Source organism: Pseudomonas sp. GW822-FHT06B12, assembly GCF_058799675.1.
Genome location: NZ_JBXALR010000012.1, coordinates 160045 through 180989 on the forward strand (window position 1 = coordinate 160045; position 20945 = coordinate 180989).

A 20945-nucleotide genomic window follows, 5' to 3' on the forward strand; every position below is an offset into this window, starting at 1 on the left:
GGCAGTTTTTGCGACTGCTTCGCGATCGAGCGGGAGCAAGCTCCCTCGCCACAGGGGAGTGCTAAACCCTGGAAGCGGCTGCGTGCCACTCATCGAGCGTCGCCTGCAACCAGTCGAACACCTGGCGGTAAGCGGCGCTGTCGTCCTGATCCCGGGGCAGGGGCGACTCTTCGCCAAAGTGGGCGTTGAGTAGCGCTACCGACTCGGCGTTCCATTCCGGATGAAACTGCAATCCCACGTGGGTCGAGCCCACTGCGTACATCTGTTGCTCACACTGGGCGCTGCTGGCCAGTAACCGTGCGTCTGGCGGCAGATCAATCGCATCCTCATGCCATTCCAGTACGTTTAGTGCGTGTCCGTTGGCGAACGTAACCTGGGTCCAGCCGGTTTCGGTCCGGGCCATTCGCCTAACGTTCCCACCCAGGCTCAACGCCAGCAACTGTGCGCCCAGGCAAATCGCGAACACCGGTGCACCCAGCGCTATGCTTGCGGCCAGCCACCGGCGTTCCTCGGCCAGCCACTCCGGACCTGCGTTGGCTTCATAGGGCCCGCCCAGAATGATCACTGGCGCAGCGCCTGCGGGTGGAAGCTGACCAAGGTCAGCGCGAAACACCTTAAGCGTCAGCCCCCGGGACTCGGCCCAATCGTCAATCGCACCCGGGCCTTCGGCGGGGTGGTGCTGGATCAGGTTCAACGAAGTCGAATGCTCGGGCATGGCGCTGCTCTCTGGTGGAGGGGGGACGGTCGGTCTTTTCCGTCGGATCGTGCGGCATCTTGACGGAAAACCAGGCGTTTCTGAAGGTCGCTGCACCGCGCTGACGCAGGTAATTACCGGGTGAAATACCTTGATTACTTTTTTATAACTATTTGTCGCATAAACACAATTCGCGTCCCGAGAGCAGCTCTAGACTGCCGGCCACTTCGATTTTTACCAGCCACAAGCTACCAATCGAATGCTGCCAATAAGAGTCTCCGCACACAGGAGTTATAAATGAAGAAGCTAGTGATGTTCGGTGCTCTGGCACTGTCCGTGTTGTCTCTTTCGGCCGTGGCCGAAGATGCCAAGCCGATCCGTCTGGGGATCGAAGCCGGCTACCCACCGTTCTCGTTCAAGACGCCGGCAGGCAAACTCAGCGGTTTTGACGTGGACATCGGCGACGCGCTGTGTGAGCAGATGAAAGTCAAATGCACCTGGGTCGAGCAAGAGTTCGATGGCCTGATCCCGGCGCTGAAGGTCAAGAAACTCGACGCGATCCTGTCGTCCATGACCATCACCGACGACCGCAAGAAGAACGTCGACTTCACTATCAAGTACTACCACACCCCGGCACGCTTCGTGATGAAGGAAGGCACCAACATCAAAGACCCGCTGACCGAACTCAAAGGCAAGAAAGTCGGAGTGCTGCGCGCCAGTACCCACGACCGCTTCGCCACTGAAGTGCTGGTGCCGGCCGGGATCAACCTGGTGCGCTACGGCTCCCAGCAGGAAGCCAACCTGGACATGACCTCGGGCCGCCTCGATGCGATGCTGGCTGACTCGGTCAACCTCGACGACGGCTTCCTGAAAACCGACGCCGGCAAAGGCTTCGCGTTCGTCGGCCCGGAATATGAAGACGCCAAGTACTTCGGCGGTGGTGCCGGTATTGCGGTGCGCAAAGGCGATAAAGAGCTGGCGGACAAATTCAACACCGCCATCAACGAAATTCGCGCCAACGGCAAGTACAAGCAAGTGCAGGACAAGTACTTCAAGTTCGACGTTTACGGCAAGTAATTTCACCGTTCAAACAGGTGGCTACCGTTGATGCGGTGGCCACCTTTTTTATGCACCTTTGATTTACCCTGCCTGACACATTTTCTGTAGGAGCTGCCGCAGGCTGCGATCTTTTGAATTGAAAAGATCGCAGCCTGCGGCAGCTCCTACGAGGTTCAACACAGGAGCCTGCCATGCAACGTATCGACCATCAATTGCCCTGGAGCCACCTCGGCACCGAGCGCAGCCTCAGTGTGTTTCGTTTTGGTGCGGGTTCGCGCAAGGTCTACATACAGGCCAGCCTGCACGCCGATGAGCTGCCGGGCATGCGCACGGCCTGGGAGCTGAAAAAGCGTCTCACCGAACTCGAAGCCCAGGGCCAGCTCAAGGGCGTTATCGAGCTGGTGCCGGTGGCCAATCCGATTGGCCTGGACCAGCATCTGCAAAGCGCCCACATGGGCCGTTTCGAGCTGGGCAGCGGGAAGAACTTCAACCGGGCTTTCTACGAACTCAGCGGGCCGGTGGGTGAGTTGATCGGCTCGCAGTTGGGGAGCGACGCCGAGACCAACATCGCGTTGATCCGTAAGACCATGGGCCAGGTTCTCGATCGGTTGCCAGCGCCGGCTTCGCAGTTGGAAGCCTTGCACCGGTTGCTGTTGCGTCATGCCTGTGAAGCTGACATCACCCTGGATTTGCATTGCGATTTCGAGGCTGCGATCCATCTTTATGCGCTGCCGCAACACTGGCCGCGGTGGCAGTCTTTGGCGGCGCGATTGAAGGCTGGCGTTGCGTTGTTGTGCGAAGACTCCGGTGGCAGTTCGTTCGATGAGTCCTGTTCGTCGCCGTGGTTGCGGCTGGCCAAGGCGTTTCCAGAGGCGGCGATTCCACCGGCCAACCTGGCGACGACGCTGGAACTGGGGAGCATGGGGGACACGCGGGTCGATCAGGCTCAAGCCAATTGCGAGGCGATTCTTGGGTTCCTGGCAGAGCAGGGTTTGATTGCCGGTGAGTGGTCGAAGGCGCCAAGCGAGTGCTGTGAGGGGATGCCGTTCGAGGGGACGGAGTATCTGTTTGCGCCGCATCACGGGGTGGTGAGTTTTCTGCGTGAGGCGGGTGAGTGGGTCGAGAAGGGGGATGCGTTGTTCGAGGTGGTCGATCCGTTGAGTGATCGGGTCACGGTGGTGTGTGCCGGGACCAGTGGGGTGTTGTTTGCGCTGGATCGTGGGCGTTATACGCAGCCGGGTACCTGGCAGGCGAAAGTGGCGGGGCGGGAGGCGATTCGGGTTGGGAAGTTGGTCAACGATTGAGCTTTTGGTCTGGCCGATCCATCTCCTGTGGGAGTGAGCCTGCTCGCGATGGCGGCCGGACAGCCGACCAATCTCTTGCAGGTGTACATATCCATTCCTGCGGTAACGGCGGCTGGCGGTTTCGCCCTTACGGCGCCTCACTTTTTTTACAAGCGCCTAAAAAAAGTAAGCAAAAAAACGCTCGCCCCAAGCGTACGGCACCTCGCCTAGGCTCGGCGTTCCCTCGCTCCGGTGTCCATCAGGGGGCATCGCCTACGGTCTGCTTCGCGACGACCTCCTCTCGATGTGTCCGGCTGCGCCGTACGGCGCTGCGCGCCCACCCCCTGATGAACACCTCCACTCGGCCTCCCGAAGGTGCGGGAGGATCAAGATCAACAGCGGCAGGCGAGCTAACGCTCGGCCTGTTGAGTGGTGAAGGAGCTGCCGCAGGCTGCGATCTTTTGATCTTTTGATCTTTTGATCTTGGCGGTCTGACAGCCGGCCTGAGTGGTGGGGGCTGGTTTTCGAAAGGGCGTCTTGAGGTGTTAGGCTCTGGGGCGAATTCGCCGTATTTCTGGGAAGGTCCATGTTTCGTTTTTTTGCTGTGTTGATGTTGCTGGTGTCTTCCGTTGCCCATGCGGCGCTCAACGATGATTTGCCGTTGCCGTATCTTGAGCAGTCCAATCCTGATTCGCGTAATCAGCCGTTGGTGATTTTTCTCCACGGTTCCGGCAGTAACGAAGAGGACCTGTTCGACATCAAGGACGAGTTGCCGGCGCCGTACACATACCTCTCGGTGCGGGCGCCGCAGGCGGTGGAGGCGGACAGTTATCAGTGGTTTCGCAAGAAGGGCGAAGGCGCTTATGACGGTGATACCGATGACCTGAACAGCAGCAACGCGCTGATTGTCGATTTCGTGGCGCAGGCGGCGAAGAAGTATCACACCGAGGCCGATAAGGTGTTTCTGGTGGGCTTCAGTCAGGGCGCGATCATGTCGTATGAAGTCGCGTTACGTCATCCCGAGACGGTGCGCGGGATTGCCGCATTGAGTGGCAAGGTTCTGCCGGTATTGAGATCGCAGCTCAAGGCCGACAAGGCGCTTGAGCCACTGGCGATTTTCATCGGTCACGGGACGGCCGACATGAAACTGCCCTACAGCGATGGCAGCGAGGCCAACAGTCTGTTGCAGAGCATTGCGCTCATGCCGGAGTTTCATGCTTATCCGGGCGTCGGCCACACCATCAGTGCGGCCGAAATGCAGGATTTGAACGCTTGGCTGCTGCGGATCAATCAGTAGCCGGGGCGCTTATTTATCGCCAAGGATCTGTTTGACCAGTGCCGCATGCCCAGTCTTGTCGTCGGCGCGGGAGATGATCTGGATCAGCATCATGTGCGTGCCGGAGCCGGCCAGCAGGCTGGTGTCGAGCGTCAGACCGCCGCCCTGGGTGGCGGTGCTGTCGATCTGGCGCAGGCCAAGGCCTTTGACGGTCAGGCTTTTCTCGCTTTGCTTGTTGAAGTCAGGCAAGGCTTCGCGTTGCTGAGTGGCGAAACCGGACACTGATTCGTCCAGAAACGCAGTGTCGTTGTCTTTGACGTTCAGGCCATTGGGTAGCGTGTTTTCAGCAATGATCAGTACGGTTTTGCTCGCCTGATTGGTGTACATGGTGCCCGTTGCGCCAGCGGTGCCCTTGGCGGCATCGCCACCAGACAGTGGGTTGGCGATAAAGCCCTGGGGCAGGGTGAAAGCGAATTTCCCGCCCAGCGCCGAGATTTTTTGCGCGGGTGCGGTTTTCGCGGTCGGTTGCTTGGCGGCGTAAACGCTGACGGCAGCGAAGCTGGTGACCGCTGTCAGGAACAGGACAACGGCTTTTTTACTGAACGACATGCAAACTCTCCGGGGTTATCGCGCTGTGGGCGCGATCATCCCATGGTCAACCTTGGAGACTCCAGCGCGATCTTGAGTCTGGGCGCGAGAGGCGACGTGAGGTCACGATCAAGGCTTGAGTGAAGTATCAGCATCGCCAGCGAGCTTGGTCGGTACTCGTTCGATCGCCACTTCGGGTATTTGCCGGGTGTTACCACGCGATGGCGCGGCCAGCCGTTTGGTAATCAACAACATGCCGAGGGACACCGCCACGCCGAGGACAAATGCGCCCCAACCCCAATGCGGCAGCGCCAGCGCCAACGTCAGGCAGAACGCGGCGAACGAGTACATGCCGGTGGCTGTGGCCCGCAATAACGCGGCGGTGAATGCGGGCCCTCGGGTTTGCTGGGAGAACACCGCCATGACGCTGCCGAGCACCGGGAACACCGCAAGCAAGCCGCTCCAGCGTTCGCCGACCGTACTGGCGAGCAAGGTTACCGCCAGCGTCAGAAGCGCTCCGGCGAGCATGCGCAACAGGAGTTTGTCGGACTTCGGCGCAGGACCTGAAGCCAAAGGCAGAACGTGAGGAAACAGATAAGGTGCAGCGAGCAACGCAGCGGCCGCAGCGATAGTCGAAAACACCAGCGACGCCGGAATCAGCGACAACACCACGGCCGCAGTGGCCCAGCTCAGCAGGGCGATCAACAACGCCGCGGGCCAGTTGAGCTTTTGCGCCGCCTGGGCGTAAACCACGCAGAAGGCGATCATTGCAAACATCGCTGACAGGGCGGCTGTCGCCGCTTGCGCCGCGAAGGCCGGACCTTGCTCAACCGCGAGAAAAAACAGAATCGGCCCAACCACCACTGGTAATCCTGACAGCCAGCCGGCAACGCTGGGTCCCCAGCGTTTACCTGCGAGAGAAATCAACAAGAGAAAACCTGGGATCAGCGACAGTTTTAGAAGCAGCACAGACAAATCCTTGGTCAATGGCAGTCGCCACAGCATACCCGGCTTCGTCGCGCCATCGACTACCCTAAAGGGTGAGCGAGGGCCGCGTATCACGTCGTCGGGTGCGGTCACTGCTCAGGTGCGGCATTGGTGCCGCGTCTGGACGACCACACGTATGGAGTCAGATTGATGAAAGCAACGACCTGCGCCTGCCCCAACTGCAACTGCAAACTGGGTGAGCACTCTATCGTCCGTCACGGTAAACACTATTGCTGTGAGGGCTGCGCCAAACATCACGAACACGGCGAAGCCTGCACCTCGGCGGGTTGCCAATGCGCCAAAGGGGCTCACGGCTGAAAACCCCTGCCTGAACGTGGAGCCTGTTGCGCTCCACGTTCAGGCGGCGCGTCAACTGGCGGCAATCACAGTGCATCGTTACCATGAGGTCTTCGCCCTCTATCGCGATTCACGCCCATGGCCCTTGCCGCTCCGCCTGATCTCAGCGACACCGATGTGCCGGTGCAGCCGTTGGCGCGTACCTATCCGCGTGGCTTGTATATCGAGCCGCACGAACACGTCTGGGGGCAGTTGCTGTATGCGATGAGCGGGGTGATGTGGGTCGAGACGCCTGCCGAAGTTCTGGTGGTGCCGCCGCAACGGGCGGTCTGGTTGCCGCCGGGCGTAGTGCACGGGATTCGCGTGGTGTCGGACTTGCAGATGCGCAATATCTACCTGCGTCCGGCGTTGGCCGCGACTCTGGACAGCAGCGTTCAGGTGATCGAGGTGGGCGGTTTGCTGCGCGAGTTGATTCTCGGGTTGGTGGAACAGGGCGACAGTGGGCCGGCGGAGTACTACGAGGCGCTGGTAGGACTGGCGTTGCTGGAGCTGAAACGGGCGAAACGTTCGTTGCTGAAAATTCCCATGCCGGGTAACAGCGAACGGCGTTTGGTCAATCTCTGTCAGGCGGTCATGGCTGCACCGTCGCTGGATATCCCCTTCGAGCAGCACGCCGAAAATTCCGGCGCCAGCGTGCGCACCCTGGCGCGGTTGTTCAAGGATGGTTTGGGCATGGGCTTTGCCGAGTGGCGGCGTCAGGTGCAATTGGCGATTGCGGTCGCCGAGCTGATCCAGGGCGTGCCAGTCAGCGTAATCGCCCGCGAACTGGGCTATTCGCCGAGCAGTTTCAGCGACATGTTTCGCCGCGAGCTGGGCGTTGCGCCCTCGCAGTTTGCCCGCGAAGGCGATTTCAATTCAGCGCCGTAGCAGGGCATTTGGCCGAAATCCTGAAGTACTTGGCCGATCGCTTTAGCGGCGACTCTCTAGACTCTATGCATCCCCATTGCACGGAGTTCAGCATGAACTACCTCATTTCACTGGCGATTGGTCTTGGCGTCGGCCTGCTCTACGGCGCGCTGGATTTTCGCTCGCCCGCACCACCGGCCATTGCGCTGGTGGGGTTGCTGGGCATGTTGGCCGGCGAGCAGCTGTGGCCGATGGGGCGGCAACTGGTCGCTGGCTGGATCTCCTGAAATCCCTTCATTTATCAGATGGACATTCCCATGAAAGCACTGCAATTCGATAAAGCCGGTGATCTGGCGGCCCTGCGTTACGTTGAGGTTCCGACCCCGGCTCCGGGCGCCAACGAGGTGTTGGTGCAGATCAAGGCTGCTGGCCTGAACCCCAGCGATGTGAAGAACGTGCTCGGACGTTTCCCCTACACCACGCTGCCACGGATTCCCGGACGTGACTTTGCCGGTGTGGTGATTGAAGGTCCGCAAGCGCTGATCGGTCAGGCAGTCTGGGGCACGGGGCGCGAGTTGGGTTTTTTCGCCGATGGCTCTCATGCGCAATACGTGAAGCTGCCGGCTAAGGGCGTCGCCCTCAAACCGACGCATTTGAGCTTTGCCCAGGCTGCCAGCCTTGGCGTGCCGTACACCACGGCGTGGGATGCGCTGGAGCGCAGCCTGGTGACCGCGCAAACCCGTTTACTGGTGATCGGTGGTGGTGCGGTAGGTAGCGCGGCGCTGGCGCTGGCGAAAATTCGCGGCGCCCAGGTATTGGCGGCGGCGCGACGTCCGGAGCAGGTCAAGGCCTTGCAGGCGCAGGGCTTTAACACAATCCAACTGGAAACCCCGGAAGCGCTGGGCGCTCAGGTCAATGCGATTTTCACGGGCGGTGCCGACGTGATTTTCGATACCACCGGTTTCTGGCTGCCGGCGGCGGTCGCGGCGTTGGCCTCCTTCGGCCGCATCGCAATTATTGCGGCCCCGGTCGACGGGCATGTGCAGTTGCCGGCGCTGGCGTTGTATCGCCGGGGTGGTTCGGTGGTCGGAATCAACTCGCTGCTGTACGGCGTCGAGGCCTGCGCTGCGATGCTTGAGCAGTTTGGGCGGTTCTTCGATGACGGAGTGTTGCCATTGCCGGAAGGGCTGGTGGAGTCGCCACTGGCCGAAGGGCTCGAGCGTTATGCCGAGGTGAATCAGGGCCGTGGCGACAAGGTGATTTTGTTGCCTTGATAACTGTCCGTTTCGACGTGGTCCATCGACGGGTGATGACTGTGGCGAGGGAGCTTGCTCCCGCTGGACGGCGCAGCCGGCCCAATAACGATAGTCGCGTTCCCAATGCAGGAACGCGTCGTCTGCATTACGACTGCTTCGCAGCCGAGCGGGAGCAAGCTCCCTCGCCACAGATTACGCCTCAGGCACACCGTTCTCCCACGCCGACCAGTTCTTCAGAATCTCCTGCACCAGCGGGTTGCCGGTACGGAAGAGGTTTTCCAGGGCCGGCACGAACCCGCCCTGATCGGCGTACTTGAGCAGGTTGTCGACTTCGCTGTAACCCGGATACGGACGGTCGAAGTCGGAACCGACGCGCACTACCGCCAGGCGCTGCATATCCACCAGACCTTCACGGCTGGCGCGCAACAGCGCTTCATACGTCGAGTTGTCTTCCTGCTGAGTCGTGCAGTAAACGCCTTTGTTGTCTGTCAGCAAACGGGTCCAGACTTCGGCGCGTTCGCTCAGGCGTGTTCCGGAAAACCAGGTATTGCCTGCCAGCGTGTCGCATTGCGTGACCGCCGGCGGCTGATTGGCCGGGGCGTAGGGGTATTTCACCCGCCACGCGGCGGACTCTTTGCTTTCGCTAAGTGCAACGTTCGCGCTCAGGGCGAAGGCCTTGGCTTGCAGTTTCGGATTGAGTTCGAAGACTTCGGTCTTGTAGTCCAGCGGTGGCTTTTCGTTCGGACCTTTGGTGTTGATGCCGATGTAACCGGTTGGCCACTCTTTGGGAGCGTCCCGCGAGTCCAGTTCCCATTGCGTGCCGAACTCCACCAGATAATGCGCCCAGGCGGCAGTGCCAATGGTGCCGTGGTGCGGGTTGATACCGGCAATTCCGGCGATCAGAAAATAGCTTTTGCGCAGGTCGAATTTCGGCGACAGGGCCAATGCCAGCGTGGAGGCCGCGGCGTTGGTCTGGCCCATGCCGGTGACCATCAGGCACACCTGATGCGTATTGCAGCGAATGCTTGGGTACTCGGCAGAAAGCCCCGGCACGCGGATTTCCTGCTTGAGTTCCAGGCGATCAATCCAGTTTTGCGCTTCCGGGGCGAACATGCTGATCAGCATGACTTTCGGCGTGATCGGCGCCTCGGCCGCCCAACCGCTGGAAGAGAGCAGGGCACTGCAGGCCAGACCGGCTGACAGAGAAAGACGTGTAACTGTGTGCATGGAACCTCCTTGGTAGATGTTGATAACGAACCCGCTTGCCACTCAGAACTGATACCCGACACCCGCGTAGTAACCCCAGCCATTGGAGCGAGCGCGGAAGTTGCCGTCACCGAAGTTCAACTCGCTGCCATCCTCCCAGTTACCGCCATTATGGAAATATCGCCCGACCAGAGTGAAGCGCAGGTGTGTGAATGAATAGAGCAATACGTTGGTGGCCACGGTGGCGTTGGCCGTGCGCGCCGGATTGTCTTTATGCAGGTCCGAACCAAAGTCGAAGTTGGTGAAACCGATGTAGGTCAGTGATGCGCCATTGCTGAAGCGGTCGATGGGCACGATGTACTTCAACTGGGCGCGATAACCATCCCACGAGTATTCGTTGCTGGCGCCGTAGTTTTCCCACTGGTAGCGCCCGTAGAAGTTGGCCGACAGGTTGACCCGCGAATGGGTGTCGATGTCGGTGCCCAGGCCACTGTAAAGCGTGTTGGCGCGATTGGCGGTGCTGCTGCCGTGGTCGTAGATCCAGTCGAACGCGACATACCATTCCTTGAACGGCCCGACCGCCAGGCTGCGACCGGCCAGGTAGTCGATGGAAATACGTGGCTCGTGCTCCATGAACAACGGCGAACCGTGATCCCAGGCGCCTTTGTCATGGCTGTTGCCGATGCCGAGGATCTTCGGCGCGTCAATGTAGCCATACAGTTCGAACGGCCCCTTGCGCCCGAAATACTCATACTCCAGGTAAACGTCGTCGGCCGGTTGCGGGCCGAAGCTGATGTCCTTGCTGCCGATCAGCGTCAGGTCCTGGTTGAACCAGTCCGACAGGTACGCGCCCTTTTTCGGTGGGCTGGCTTCAGCGCTCAGGGTCTCGCCCTGGGCGGATTCATCAATGGTTTTTTCCTGCGCCAGGGCAAACGGGCTGAGTAGTCCCGTAACGGCGCTTAGTAGCAAGGAAACAGCAACAGTGGGGCAGGACGCGGTGCGTCTGGAAGTAGCGTGCATTGAAAATCCCTGTTCGTGCAGTAGTTGGCCGAACGTGAGCGCTCATGCATCGATGAAGCGTTCACGTTACTGGCGCAAACGTTTGCATGTTGCGGACCAACTTGGAACAGGCGATTGAAATAAAGGGAGATTTTGTGAATTAGCTGACGTTTTGGTTAGCAATTTGCCCCGTCAGCGAGCGCGTCTGTTCGAAAGTGGGGCAGGCTCTGTCAGCGCTTGCACCGTGCTCTGATAGAATCGTTCAAACTGAATTCCAGAGGTGCCCCATGAGTGAGCCGATCCGCCTGACCCAGTACAGCCACGGCGCAGGTTGTGGCTGCAAAATTTCGCCTCAGGTGCTGGAGGTGATTCTGGCCGGTAGCGGTGCGCAGAATCTCGATCCAAAACTCTGGGTGGGCAATGCATCGCGCGACGACGCGGCGGTGTACGCCATCGACGACGAGCGAGGTGTGGTATCGACCACTGACTTCTTTATGCCGATTGTCGATGATCCGTTCGATTTCGGCCGCATCGCTGCCACCAATGCCATCAGCGATATCTACGCCATGGGCGGCGATCCGTTGATGGCGATTGCGATCCTTGGCTGGCCGGTCAACGTGCTGGCGCCGGAGATTGCCCGGGAAGTGATTCGTGGCGGCCGTTCGGTCTGCGATGAGGCGGGTATTCCGTTGGCCGGCGGGCATTCGATCGATGCGCCGGAGCCGATCTTCGGTCTGGCGGTCACCGGGCTCGTGCAAAAGCGCCACATGAAGCGCAACGACACCGCCACCGCCGGTTGCTTGCTGTACCTCACCAAACCGCTGGGCATCGGCATCCTCACTACCGCCGAGAAGAAGGGCAAGCTGCGCGCCAGCGACGTGGGACTGGCCCGTGACTGGATGTGCACCCTGAACAAGCCCGGTAGCCGCTTCGGCAAACTCGATGGTGTGACCGCGATGACCGATGTCACCGGTTTCGGGTTGCTGGGGCATCTGGTGGAGATGGCCGATGGCAGTGCTGTGACCGCACGTATTTATTACGACCGGGTGCCACGTCTGCCGGGCGTCGAGTACTACCTCGATCAAGGCTGCGTGCCTGGCGGTACTCTGCGTAACTTCGACAGCTATGCCGACAAGGTCGGACGTGTGCAGGAGCTGCACAAGCGCGTGCTGTGCGATCCGCAGACCAGCGGCGGTTTGCTGGTCGCCGTGACGCCCGAGGGTAACGAGCAGTTCCTGGCGCTTGCCGTCGAGCTGGGGCTGAACCTTGCGCCAATCGGTGAATTGGTTGAGCGACAGAGCAACGCGGTAGAGGTGATTTGATGCCCGTCGATATCACTGATTACCGCGACATCTTCCTCAATGATCGGCCGATGATGGATACCCGTGCGCCAGTCGAGTTCAGCAAGGGTTCGTTCCCTGGGGTGATCAACCTGCCGCTGATGAACGACAACGAGCGGGAGCGCATTGGTACTTGCTATAAACAGCAAGGCCAGCAGGCCGCCATTGCGCTCGGGCATCAGTTGGTCTCGGGCGAAATCAAGGCTGCGCGCATCCAGGCCTGGGCTGATTTTTCCCGGGCCAATCCCGACGGTTACCTGTATTGCTTTCGCGGCGGTTTGCGTTCGCAGATCGTTCAGCAATGGCTCAAGGACGAGGCGGGCATCGACTACCCTCGGGTCGGTGGCGGCTACAAGGCGATGCGGACTTTCCTGCTGGAAACGGTCGATCAGGCAGTCGAGCAGTGCGACTTCGTCTTGCTCGGCGGCATGACCGGCACTGGTAAAACCGACGTCCTCACCCGTTTGAGCAATGGTCTGGACCTTGAAGGTCACGCCAATCATCGCGGTTCCAGCTTTGGTAAACGTGCGACCGGGCAACCTACCAACATCGACTTCGAGAACCGCCTGGCGGTGGACGTGCTGAAAAAGCGTGCCCGTGGCATCGAACAGTTCGTGCTCGAAGATGAAAGCCGCATGGTGGGCAGCTGTGCCTTGCCGCTGCCGCTGTATCAGGGCATGCAGCAGTTTCCGATGGTCTGGCTCGAAGACAGTCTGCAAGGTCGGGTCGAGCGGATTTTGCGTGATTACGTGGTGAATCTCTGCGCGGAATTCATTGCTGTACATGGCGACGAGGGGTTCGCACAGTTCTCCGAGCGTTTGTTGGGAAGTCTGGACAATATCAGCAAACGTCTGGGCGGTGAGCGCCATCAGCGCATGTTCGATTTGATGGAGGCCGCGCTGGCCGAGCAGGCGCGTAGCGGTGCAGTGGACATGCACCGTGGCTGGATCGAAGGCTTGTTGAGCGAGTATTACGACCCGATGTACGCCTTCCAGCGCGAGAAGAAAGGCGCCCGAATCGAGTTCGTCGGTGAGCAGGCTGCGGTGCTCGAGTATTTGCGCGAGCGCGGTAACCGGCGCGGCTGATTTCAGGGGGCAGGCTTGCCACATTCCCCGTAGCAGCTGCCGCAGGCTGCGTTCGGCTGCGTAGCAGTCGTAAATCTTGCAACCGCGTTCTCATGATGGAACCCGCCAGCCGGATTACGTTCGCTTCGCGCCCGAACGCAGCCTGCGGCAGCTGCTACGGGTCGATATTCCTACAGGAGTACAGCCCCGACCAGCCCGCAAATCACGCCAATCAACATGGTCAGCCCGGCCACGGTCACCAGCACCCGGGTGTCAAAATCTTTGCGCAGCATCAGCAGTGACGGCAGGCTGATGCTTGGCAAGGTCATGAGTAGCGCCACGGCCGGTGCGGTCCCCAAACCCAGGGACATCATGGTTTGTACGATGGGGATTTCCGCGGCGGTGGGGATCATGAACAGCGTGCCGACGATGGCCAGCGGTATCAGCCATAGCAAGCTGTCAGCCATCGCGCCGTCAACGTGAGGGAACAGCCAGACCCGAGCGGCGCCCAGAACCAGTACTGCCAGCACGTAGATTGGAATAGTGGTCCAGAACAGTTGCCACAAGGTCCGCGCCCAACGGCTCAGGAAGGGTTGTGCGTCGGTTGTGCGGGTAGCTTCGGCCACCGCTTCCAGCGCCGCCTCCGGCATGTACTCGGGGCGTGAGATGCGTTGAGCGACCAACGAAACACCCAGCACCAGCACAATCCCCGCCACTAGCCGCAGTGCGGTAAAGCCCCAGCCGAGTACGAAACCCATGAACACCAGCGTTGCCGGGTTGAGTACCGGGTTGGCAATCCAGAACGCCAATGCCGCACCCACCGAGACGTTCTGACGGCGCATGCCTGACACCACGGGCGCGGCGCAGCAGGTGCACATCATGCCCGGCAGGGCGAACAACCCGCCGCGCAAGGTCGAAGTAAAACCGGCACGACCGAACAGGCGCAGCAGCCAGTCTCGCGGAATCAACACCTGCAACAGCGAACCCAGAATCACCGCCAGTACGGCTGCTTTCCAGATCGCCAGGAAGTACACCTTGGCGTACGTCAGTGCAGCTGCGAGCGGCGCGGTTTGTTCATCGTTGAGGATCGAGGCGCCGATACTGTGGCTGTCGGCGGCCACGAAAGCCTTGAGGTAGTAGGGCGACCACTTGACGTAGTAGAGGCCGATACAGGCGACCAGCAGGAACAGCGCGGGTTTCCACCAGAGCACCAGGCCCCGGTTGGGGGCCGCTAAGGAGTTGGACATACAGAAGAGGCTCCGGACATAGGGGACAGTGGGGCATCATACTCCAGTGCAGTCTAGTCCAGAGACCCGGAAACGATGGGCACAAGTCGACCCGTTATGTCGGACATGTCTGCGGGCCGTTGTTCAGTTCCTGTTTGTAGCTGCGGCTGAGCAAGGTGACCTTGCCGTTGTGCCAGGTCAGAGTCAGTACGTACAGCGAGTCGAAATCGCTGGATGGCCAGTCATCAATGAGGGGGCGTGTTTCACCGGTGACCTCTTCAGCCACCTTGTTAATCAGATCCGGCAGATAGCCGTGGGACCAGGCCGTGTAGATAATCGAGTTGTGGTACTTGTCGTGAAGCAGCTCGCTGGCCAGTTCGCTGATGTCGTTGGCCGAAAACTCGATGTTCACCGGCAGCCCGAGTTTGATCGCGGTGGGACTGATGGTCAGCAGTGGTCGGAGGTAGCTGTAGGAGTTGTCGAACTCGCCTTCCTCTACATTGCGTGTCGGATTGGCGGCAAACACGTAATTGGCCTTGCCGAACTTCTCAGGCAGTAGCTGTGCCAGGTTGATCGCACGGTTCAGGCCTTGGCAGTTCAACTGGCCTAGACCACCGGCTGGTTTTTCTGCGTGACGTAAAAACACCAGGGTTTGGGTGCCGTCAGCCGGTCGAGCGAAACGCTTGCTGACTTCCAGCGACAGGAACAGGACGCAAGCCATGAGTAAGGCCGCACAGAATACAATGGTGCGCGGCTTCAGGTTTTTAACGAAGTTCAGGTGCTTTTTCATTGAGTTATTATTCTTCAGCTCATTTGATTAAGGCTGACAAAACATCACATTGAGCGCTCTCGGCTTCAAGTGCTTTTCATGTCGTGGGGCCGATTTGTCTAACACAAGGGCCGCCTTGAGAGTCCGTTGGCACCCTTTGGTTCGATTCGAAACGGCGCGCATTACCTTATCTGCGGGGCCGGGCTGGCTGCCGGGAAGGTTATCGACAGAATGTTTCTGATTTAACCTGTCCCGATCAGCGCCGTGCTTATAATCTAGCCGCCTCGAAGGCCGGGCATCTGCCGCGACCAAGACCCATCATCGCCATTCAATTGTCACTGGATGTTCACCATGACCGATCTGTCTGCATTCCCGATCACTGAAAAATGGCCTGCGCAGTTTCCCGAGTGGATACAGCTCTATTCCTTGCCGACGCCCAACGGTGTCAAAGTCTCGATCATGCTCGAAGAGACCGGTTTGCCTTACGAGCCGCACCGGGTGGGTTTCGACACCAATGATCAGCTGTCTCCAGCGTTTTTGTCGCTGAACCCCAACAACAAGATTCCGGCGATCCTGGACCCCCACGGACCGGATGATCGGCCACTGGCGTTGTTCGAGTCAGGGGCGATTCTGATCTACCTCGCCGACAAAAGCGGGCAACTGTTGGCGCAGGAATCAGCCGCGCGTTACGAGACGATTCAGTGGCTGATGTTCCAGATGGGCGGCATCGGCCCGATGTTTGGCCAGTTGGGCTTCTTCAATAAATTTGCCGGCAAGGACTATGAGGACAAGCGCCCGCGTGATCGCTACGTCGACGAGAGCAAGCGTTTGCTGAAAGTCCTCGACGGTCGCCTGGAAAACCGCGACTGGATCATGGGCGAGCGTTACACCATTGCCGATATCGCGACTTTCCCTTGGGTGCGCAACCTGATCGGCTTCTATGAGGCGGGGGACCTGGTCGGGATCAAGAACTTCCCGAATGTATTACGTGTGCTGGAACGCTTCCTGGCACGGCCGGCAGTGATTCGCGGGCTGGAAATTCCCAAGTAACGGCAAACAGCACCACTCCAGAGCGGCGCTTTGGAGTGGCGTCCTGTCCCGTATCCGTCGGGGTTGTCGCCATGCCAGGAAGTGTCTGTGGGGCTTTTGGCTGGCAAGCGCCAGACTGTTACCGAATCGGAAATAAACTCTTCCTGAAGTTACGTTTGTATCGTTGGGGGAGAGGGGCATAAGCTCCCTTCCTTTACGACTTTTGCCTTGTCCAGGCCGTTGGCCTCCTGCCAGGAAATCCCATGTCCAGCCAGTTCCCCGAAGCCCGTCCACGCCGTTTGCGCCGCAATCCGCAGTTGCGCAACCTGTTCCAGGAAACCGAGTTCACCCTCAATGATCTGGTGCTGCCGATCTTTGTCGAAGAAGAAATCGACGATTTTGTGCCGATTACCAGCATGCCCGGCGTGCGGCGGATTCCAGAGTCGAAACTGGCAGGCGAAATCGAGCGCTATGCGCGGGCGGGCATCAAGTCGGTAATGACCTTCGGGGTTTCTCATCACCTGGACGGCAGTGGCAGCGACACCTGGAATGAAAACGGTCTGGTGTCGCGCATGGCGCGGATCTGCAAGGACGCGGTGCCGGAGATGATCGTGATGTCCGACACCTGTTTTTGCGAGTACACCGATCATGGCCACTGCGGGGTGATACACGCGGGTGAGGTGGACAACGACAAAACCCTGGTCAACCTCGGCAGGCAAGCCGTCGCCGCTGCACGTGCCGGGGCCGACGTGATTGCGCCTTCAGCGGCAATGGACGGGCAGGTCCAGGCTATTCGCCGGGCGCTTGATGAAGCCGGTTTCAGCCAGACCTCAATCATGGCCTATTCGACCAAATTTGCCTCGGCGCTCTACGGTCCGTTCCGCGAAGCCGGCGGCAGCGCGCTCAAAGGTGATCGCAAAAGTTACCAGATGAACCCGATGAACCGCCGCGAAGCGGTGCGCGAATCGTTGCTCGACGAGCAGGAGGGCGCCGATGCGCTGATGGTCAAACCGGCCGGTGCGTACCTGGACATCATCCGAGATATCCGCGAAGCGTCGCGTTTGCCGTTGGCGGCTTATCAGGTGAGCGGTGAGTACGCGATGATCAAGTTCGGCGCCGCCGCTGGTGCCATCGATGAAGACCGCGTGGTACGCGAGAGTTTAGGTGCGATCAAGCGTGCGGGTGCGGACCTGATCTTCACCTACTTTGCGATGGACCTGGCGTTGAGCGGTATTTAAGTCGTTGGCGTGCCGTTGTTACCAGAGGAACGGTTTGATCCCATGGTCCCGGAAGTAACGCTCGATGACTTTCGGGTCGGCGGTCAGGTCGGCGACGGCCACGTAACTGTCGGGCCTTAATAGATAGAAGCCGTTGCGCGCCAGCCCGGCGGCTTCGTGGGTTGGATGCCAGTCGAAAATATGCAGGGCCAGATGATGTTCGGCGCACCACGCGAGCATTTCTTCGCTGGTGTCGCCGTATACATGAACCTGCCAGTCCAGGCTGGCCAGGCTGTCGAAATTATCGGTCTCACTGTCATGCGCCCAAGGCAGGCGATCACCGCCGAAAACATGGCCCGCGTGACCCTCGCTCAGGGGCATCCCGCGATAGTTCAGGGTGATTTGCGACACTGTACGAAACAGATACTCGCGCGCCAATTCAAATGAGACCATTTTCGGCAACAGAAACGGTGCAACGCGGGTGCGTATCAGATCGGCTATTGGGCCTTCAGCAGAGACGAAATTGAACACTCGGTCGGTGGTTGCTACCAGTCGCCGGGCAAAGGCCATGCGTTCGACTTCATAACTGTCGAGCAGTTTGTCGTTGGCTGCGCCGTTGAGTACCGCGGCGAGTTTCCAGGCCAGATTGATCGCATCACCAATGCCGGTGTTCATGCCCTGGCCGCCTGCGGGGCTATGCACGTGTGCGGCATCGCCCAGCAAAAACGCGCGCCCGAAGCGGAAGGTGTCCGCTACCCGGTGATGGACCCGGTAGGTCGAGAACCAGTTGACCTTGTGTACCTGAACCTTCAGGTGTTCGATGGCCCGGCTGCTGACGTCTTCAAACTTGAGGGTTTCGGCCTGTTCCGCGCGTTCGTCGCGCACGACTCCTATCAGGCGCGCCCGACCTTCGCCGGCTAATGGAAAGACGGCCAGAAAGTCTGCTTCATCGAGGTCTGCGTGCAACTCGCCATTGAGCGCCGGGCCGGAGGCTTCGACATCGGCAACGTAAAACACCTGCTGGTAGGTGCCGCCAGGAAAACCGATATCGAGTGTCTTGCGCACGGTCGAGCGAGCGCCGTCACAACCCGCCAGGTAGCAGGTCTGACAGGTATGCTCCTGCCCGTCGGGCATGAGTAACTGCGCGGTGATGGTGCCGCCATGTTCGCTGAAGCCGGTCAGTTCGGTGTCGCGTTCGACCACCACGCCGAACTGTTCCAGGCGTTCGATCAACAACCGTTCATGCTGGTCCTGCGGGTACATTTCCAGGAACGAGTAAGGGGTGAGGTCTTTGCCGATGTCTTCGAACGGTAACCGCGCAACCGGTTCGCCTTTGACCCACAGATTCACCGCCGGCACCTTATGACCGTTCTGCACCACGGCCTGGCTGAGGTCGAGCTGGCGGTACAACTCCAGCGTGCGTGCCTGAACCGCCAGGGCGCGCGAAGTGGTGCCGGGTGCGCTGGTCTTGTCGAGGATACGCACACGGATTCCCAGCTTGCTGAGCCAAAGCGCCAGGACCAGTCCCGTGGGGCCGGCGCCGATGATCAGTACATCGCTGCGGTTCATGTCATTGCCCTCGGTCGAGAGTCCCGCTGAACAGGGTGTTTCCAGTTTAGATCCGATTGGCGAGGTGCTGCCCACTGATCCGCAAAGGTTATAAGCACGAACACTGGACTCAGGGTGAGCATTTGCAGCACGGATCAGCGCTGCGTAATCTTGGGGAACTCAAAAGGATGATTGAAAAAACATGCAATCCCATCGATTGATCATGAGTGTCGCCACGTTGCTGGTACTGGCCGGCTGCGCGAATCAGGTCATTCGGCAAGCGACACAACTGACGCCCGCACAGGTGAAAGCGCAGATCGTCCATTTGCTGCCGGCCAGCACCACAGACCGTGAAGGCTGGGCCACCGACATTTATGTAGCGTTTTCGGCGCAAGCGATCCCGGCCACTACGCAGAACCTGTGTTCGGTGCTGGCGGTGACCGAACAGGAGTCGACCTTTCAGGCTGACCCGACGGTTCCGGGGTTGGGTAAAATCGCCAGGGATGAAATCGATCGACGTGCTGCCAGGGCTCACATCCCCAATCTGTTGGTGCGCGGTGCGTTGCAGGTCAGTTCAACCGCTGGCAAAAGTTACAGCGATCGCTTGAATGCGGCTCGCAGCGAGAAAGAACTCAGCGCGATTTTCGACGATTTCATCGGTAGGGTCCCGATGGGCAACACCCTGTTCGGTGGCTTCAATCCGGTGCACACCGGCGGGCCGATGCAGGTCAGCGTTGCATTTGCCGAGAAGCAGGCCCGTAACTATCCCTATCCTGTAGACGGCTCGATTCGCCACGAGGTGTTCAGCCGACGCGGCGGCATGTATTTCGGGATTGCGCATTTACTCGGCTACCCGGTGAGTTACCGCCAGCCGTTGTACCGCTTCGCGGATTTCAACGCCGGCTGGTACGCCAGCCGCAATGCTGCGTTTCAGAGTGCGCTCAACCGCGTCTCGGGTAGCACTTTGGCACTGGATGGCGACCTGATTCGCTACGATTCGATCATGCCGGGTTCGACGGAACAGGCAGTGCGCGCGCTGGGTAAACAACTGGACATGCGCAATACAACCATCAGGGATCAACTGGAGCTGGGTAACAGTCTCGAATTTGAAGACAGCAAGCTATATAAGCGGGTGTTCGAGCTGGCGGAAAAGGCTGAAGGCAAACCACTGCCCAGGGCGGTCCTGCCAGGTATCCAGTTGCAAAGCCCGAAAATCACCCGAAAGCTCACCACGGCCTGGTTCGCCAAGCGAGTCGACGAGCGCTATCAGCGTTGTATGACGCGTGCGTCGGCGGGGTAGAGGTAAGCGTTGGCTGTACGAATACCGAGCTCTGATCTCAGTAGAGCCCGGGGATGAGCCGCCAGGTCCTCGAACAGTAAGCCTCGTACTCAGCACCAAACTGACTGCGGAGCAAGGCTTCCTCTGCATTTATACGGGCAATCAGGGCGGGGAGCAGCAGGGCGGTGAGCACGACCCCGACACTGGAACGAAAGGCCAGCGCCCAGCCCAGCGCGTTAACCAGCATCCCGAGATAACTCGGGTTACGCAGCGTTCGGTAGATACCGTCAGTCACCAGCGTATGCCCAGGCTGAATGGCGACCAGCCCACTGAAGCGCTTGCCGAGTACGAACACTGGCCACATCCGTAACGCACCACCGGCAATGAATAGAAGCGCGCCAACCCAGCGCATGCCTTCGCCACCGAAGGTCCAGAAGTCCATTCGGTCGGTATAGGCCGGTACAAACGCGGACAACAGACCAATCACACCAAATACCGGCAGCACCCAGCGGTTGGCCCGGTCTTCACGTACCCCGGAACTCAAATTGCCTTCTGTCAGCAGCGCCAGTCCCGTCATCACCAGCGTCGCAAGGACAATGACCAACAGGGCGGGATGAGAGAAAAACGCAGCAAAGCCGCCCAGTCCCAGAATTGCGAGTCCAAGATAGAACAAGGTTGCTGCAATGCTGAACACGGCCAGCTTCAGGGATATCTTCATGGTGGTGGGGTTCGTTGGGCAGACTCCATTAAGCGTAGTGGGATCAGGCTGATTGCGATGCTTGATCTACCATTTTCACCTTTTAGTATAGAAAGACCGAATTAGGTGTTGACGGCGAATTAAATCTGTCTATAATTCGCCCCACTTCCGGCGCAGTCGAAACGGAAAACTCCTTGGTAAACAAAGAGTTACGCAGTTTTCGAC

Annotated in this window: 21 protein-coding genes; 12 read left to right on the top strand and 9 right to left on the bottom strand. The window is 59.5% G+C overall.

What is annotated here, in order from left to right:
• Positions 1–61 precede the first annotated feature (61 nt).
• Positions 62–715, bottom strand: a complete 654-nt coding sequence (locus AC1RKH_RS23645) for a type 1 glutamine amidotransferase (RefSeq protein ID WP_493063760.1) — start codon at positions 713–715, stop codon at positions 62–64.
• Positions 716–991: 276 nt separating this feature from the next.
• On the opposite strand from AC1RKH_RS23645, the gene AC1RKH_RS23650 reads away from it, so the two are divergent.
• The 3 genes from AC1RKH_RS23650 (at position 992) to AC1RKH_RS23660 (ending at position 4333) form a co-directional block, all read left to right on the top strand.
• Positions 992–1771 carry an ABC transporter substrate-binding protein gene (locus AC1RKH_RS23650; RefSeq protein ID WP_493063759.1) on the top strand — a complete coding sequence of 260 codons (780 nt, stop codon included), beginning with the start codon at positions 992–994 and terminating at the stop codon, positions 1769–1771.
• A gap of 173 nt (positions 1772–1944) precedes the next feature.
• Complete coding sequence (locus tag AC1RKH_RS23655) at positions 1945–3057, top strand: succinylglutamate desuccinylase/aspartoacylase family protein (RefSeq protein WP_493063758.1); 1113 nt, start codon at positions 1945–1947, stop codon at positions 3055–3057.
• Between the two features lie 565 nt (positions 3058–3622).
• Positions 3623–4333: an alpha/beta hydrolase gene (locus AC1RKH_RS23660; protein WP_493063757.1), complete on the top strand. Its 711-nt coding sequence runs from the start codon at positions 3623–3625 to the stop codon at positions 4331–4333.
• A gap of 9 nt (positions 4334–4342) precedes the next feature.
• Here the strand turns inward: AC1RKH_RS23660 and AC1RKH_RS23665 are convergent, their stop codons facing one another.
• Entirely contained in the window at positions 4343–4921 is a 579-nt protein-coding gene (locus AC1RKH_RS23665; protein ID WP_123426388.1) for a DcrB/PsbP domain-containing protein, read from the bottom strand.
• A gap of 108 nt (positions 4922–5029) precedes the next feature.
• Positions 5030–5869, bottom strand: a complete 840-nt coding sequence (locus AC1RKH_RS23670) for a hypothetical protein (RefSeq protein ID WP_493063756.1) — start codon at positions 5867–5869, stop codon at positions 5030–5032.
• Positions 5870–6037: 168 nt separating this feature from the next.
• Between AC1RKH_RS23670 and AC1RKH_RS23675 the strand changes: the two genes are divergently transcribed.
• The 4 genes from AC1RKH_RS23675 (at position 6038) to AC1RKH_RS23690 (ending at position 8364) form a co-directional block, all read left to right on the top strand.
• Positions 6038–6205 carry a metallothionein gene (locus tag AC1RKH_RS23675; RefSeq protein WP_019689605.1) on the top strand — a complete coding sequence of 56 codons (168 nt, stop codon included), beginning with the start codon at positions 6038–6040 and terminating at the stop codon, positions 6203–6205.
• A 117-nt stretch (positions 6206–6322) separates the two neighbouring features.
• Entirely contained in the window at positions 6323–7111 is a 789-nt protein-coding gene (locus tag AC1RKH_RS23680) for an AraC family transcriptional regulator (RefSeq protein ID WP_493063755.1), read from the top strand.
• 92 nt (positions 7112–7203) lie between these two features.
• Positions 7204–7377, top strand: a complete 174-nt coding sequence (locus tag AC1RKH_RS23685) for a DUF1427 family protein (RefSeq protein ID WP_071554717.1) — start codon at positions 7204–7206, stop codon at positions 7375–7377.
• 30 nt (positions 7378–7407) lie between these two features.
• Entirely contained in the window at positions 7408–8364 is a 957-nt protein-coding gene (locus AC1RKH_RS23690; RefSeq protein ID WP_493063754.1) for a quinone oxidoreductase family protein, read from the top strand.
• Positions 8365–8538: 174 nt separating this feature from the next.
• Here AC1RKH_RS23690 and AC1RKH_RS23695 read toward each other — a convergent pair whose 3' ends face one another.
• Both AC1RKH_RS23695 and AC1RKH_RS23700 read right to left on the bottom strand, forming a co-directional pair.
• Positions 8539–9573, bottom strand: a complete 1035-nt coding sequence (locus AC1RKH_RS23695; RefSeq protein ID WP_493063753.1) for a purine-nucleoside phosphorylase — start codon at positions 9571–9573, stop codon at positions 8539–8541.
• 42 nt (positions 9574–9615) lie between these two features.
• Positions 9616–10572 (bottom strand): nucleoside-specific channel-forming protein Tsx, encoded by a 957-nt coding sequence (locus AC1RKH_RS23700; protein ID WP_493063752.1) that lies wholly within the window; start codon positions 10570–10572, stop codon positions 9616–9618.
• 266 nt (positions 10573–10838) lie between these two features.
• Between AC1RKH_RS23700 and selD the strand changes: the two genes are divergently transcribed.
• Together selD and mnmH are read left to right on the top strand one after the other, a co-directional pair.
• A complete protein-coding gene (gene selD, locus AC1RKH_RS23705) occupies positions 10839–11873 on the top strand; it encodes a selenide, water dikinase SelD (RefSeq protein ID WP_493063751.1) in 1035 nt (344 codons plus the stop codon).
• Entirely contained in the window at positions 11873–12976 is a 1104-nt protein-coding gene (mnmH, locus tag AC1RKH_RS23710; protein ID WP_493063750.1) for a tRNA 2-selenouridine(34) synthase MnmH, read from the top strand. Before selD ends, mnmH begins: the two co-directional genes overlap by 1 nt.
• Before the next feature lie 170 nt (positions 12977–13146).
• Here the strand turns inward: mnmH and AC1RKH_RS23715 are convergent, their stop codons facing one another.
• Both AC1RKH_RS23715 and AC1RKH_RS23720 read right to left on the bottom strand, forming a co-directional pair.
• Positions 13147–14202, bottom strand: coding sequence for a permease (locus AC1RKH_RS23715; RefSeq protein WP_493063749.1), 1056 nt, complete (start codon positions 14200–14202; stop codon positions 13147–13149).
• Between the two features lie 94 nt (positions 14203–14296).
• Entirely contained in the window at positions 14297–14971 is a 675-nt protein-coding gene (locus AC1RKH_RS23720; RefSeq protein ID WP_493063748.1) for a histidine phosphatase family protein, read from the bottom strand.
• Positions 14972–15301: 330 nt separating this feature from the next.
• Here AC1RKH_RS23720 and AC1RKH_RS23725 point away from each other — a divergent pair, with 330 nt between their 5' ends.
• Both AC1RKH_RS23725 and hemB read left to right on the top strand, forming a co-directional pair.
• Complete coding sequence (locus AC1RKH_RS23725) at positions 15302–16000, top strand: glutathione binding-like protein (protein ID WP_493063747.1); 699 nt, start codon at positions 15302–15304, stop codon at positions 15998–16000.
• A 242-nt stretch (positions 16001–16242) separates the two neighbouring features.
• Complete coding sequence (gene hemB / locus AC1RKH_RS23730) at positions 16243–17217, top strand: porphobilinogen synthase (RefSeq protein ID WP_493063746.1); 975 nt, start codon at positions 16243–16245, stop codon at positions 17215–17217.
• An 18-nt stretch (positions 17218–17235) separates the two neighbouring features.
• On the opposite strand, the gene AC1RKH_RS23735 is transcribed toward hemB, so the two are convergent.
• Positions 17236–18765 carry an FAD-dependent oxidoreductase gene (locus AC1RKH_RS23735; protein WP_493063745.1) on the bottom strand — a complete coding sequence of 510 codons (1530 nt, stop codon included), beginning with the start codon at positions 18763–18765 and terminating at the stop codon, positions 17236–17238.
• A gap of 181 nt (positions 18766–18946) precedes the next feature.
• Here AC1RKH_RS23735 and AC1RKH_RS23740 point away from each other — a divergent pair, with 181 nt between their 5' ends.
• Positions 18947–20044: a DUF1615 domain-containing protein gene (locus AC1RKH_RS23740; RefSeq protein WP_493063744.1), complete on the top strand. Its 1098-nt coding sequence runs from the start codon at positions 18947–18949 to the stop codon at positions 20042–20044.
• 37 nt (positions 20045–20081) lie between these two features.
• Here AC1RKH_RS23740 and AC1RKH_RS23745 read toward each other — a convergent pair whose 3' ends face one another.
• Complete coding sequence (locus AC1RKH_RS23745; protein WP_493063743.1) at positions 20082–20741, bottom strand: methyltransferase family protein; 660 nt, start codon at positions 20739–20741, stop codon at positions 20082–20084.
• Positions 20742–20945 lie beyond the last annotated feature (204 nt).

What these genes read in the sequence shown, in the direction of transcription:
- AC1RKH_RS23645 (WP_493063760.1), bottom strand. Translation starts at nt 715, where the DNA reads ATGCCCGAGCATTCGACTTCGTTGAACCTGATCCAGCACCACCCCGCC.
- AC1RKH_RS23650 (WP_493063759.1), top strand. Translation starts at nt 992, where the DNA reads ATGAAGAAGCTAGTGATGTTCGGTGCTCTGGCACTGTCCGTGTTGTCT.
- AC1RKH_RS23655 (WP_493063758.1), top strand. Translation starts at nt 1,945, where the DNA reads ATGCAACGTATCGACCATCAATTGCCCTGGAGCCACCTCGGCACCGAG.
- AC1RKH_RS23660 (WP_493063757.1), top strand. Translation starts at nt 3,623, where the DNA reads ATGTTTCGTTTTTTTGCTGTGTTGATGTTGCTGGTGTCTTCCGTTGCC.
- AC1RKH_RS23665 (WP_123426388.1), bottom strand. Translation starts at nt 4,921, where the DNA reads ATGTCGTTCAGTAAAAAAGCCGTTGTCCTGTTCCTGACAGCGGTCACC.
- AC1RKH_RS23675 (WP_019689605.1), top strand. Translation starts at nt 6,038, where the DNA reads ATGAAAGCAACGACCTGCGCCTGCCCCAACTGCAACTGCAAACTGGGT.
- AC1RKH_RS23680 (WP_493063755.1), top strand. Translation starts at nt 6,323, where the DNA reads ATGGCCCTTGCCGCTCCGCCTGATCTCAGCGACACCGATGTGCCGGTG.
- AC1RKH_RS23685 (WP_071554717.1), top strand. Translation starts at nt 7,204, where the DNA reads ATGAACTACCTCATTTCACTGGCGATTGGTCTTGGCGTCGGCCTGCTC.
- AC1RKH_RS23690 (WP_493063754.1), top strand. Translation starts at nt 7,408, where the DNA reads ATGAAAGCACTGCAATTCGATAAAGCCGGTGATCTGGCGGCCCTGCGT.
- AC1RKH_RS23695 (WP_493063753.1), bottom strand. Translation starts at nt 9,573, where the DNA reads ATGCACACAGTTACACGTCTTTCTCTGTCAGCCGGTCTGGCCTGCAGT.
- AC1RKH_RS23700 (WP_493063752.1), bottom strand. Translation starts at nt 10,572, where the DNA reads ATGCACGCTACTTCCAGACGCACCGCGTCCTGCCCCACTGTTGCTGTT.
- selD (WP_493063751.1), top strand. Translation starts at nt 10,839, where the DNA reads ATGAGTGAGCCGATCCGCCTGACCCAGTACAGCCACGGCGCAGGTTGT.
- mnmH (WP_493063750.1), top strand. Translation starts at nt 11,873, where the DNA reads ATGCCCGTCGATATCACTGATTACCGCGACATCTTCCTCAATGATCGG.
- AC1RKH_RS23715 (WP_493063749.1), bottom strand. Translation starts at nt 14,202, where the DNA reads ATGTCCAACTCCTTAGCGGCCCCCAACCGGGGCCTGGTGCTCTGGTGG.
- AC1RKH_RS23720 (WP_493063748.1), bottom strand. Translation starts at nt 14,971, where the DNA reads ATGAAAAAGCACCTGAACTTCGTTAAAAACCTGAAGCCGCGCACCATT.
- AC1RKH_RS23725 (WP_493063747.1), top strand. Translation starts at nt 15,302, where the DNA reads ATGACCGATCTGTCTGCATTCCCGATCACTGAAAAATGGCCTGCGCAG.
- hemB (WP_493063746.1), top strand. Translation starts at nt 16,243, where the DNA reads ATGTCCAGCCAGTTCCCCGAAGCCCGTCCACGCCGTTTGCGCCGCAAT.
- AC1RKH_RS23735 (WP_493063745.1), bottom strand. Translation starts at nt 18,765, where the DNA reads ATGAACCGCAGCGATGTACTGATCATCGGCGCCGGCCCCACGGGACTG.
- AC1RKH_RS23740 (WP_493063744.1), top strand. Translation starts at nt 18,947, where the DNA reads ATGCAATCCCATCGATTGATCATGAGTGTCGCCACGTTGCTGGTACTG.
- AC1RKH_RS23745 (WP_493063743.1), bottom strand. Translation starts at nt 20,741, where the DNA reads ATGAAGATATCCCTGAAGCTGGCCGTGTTCAGCATTGCAGCAACCTTG.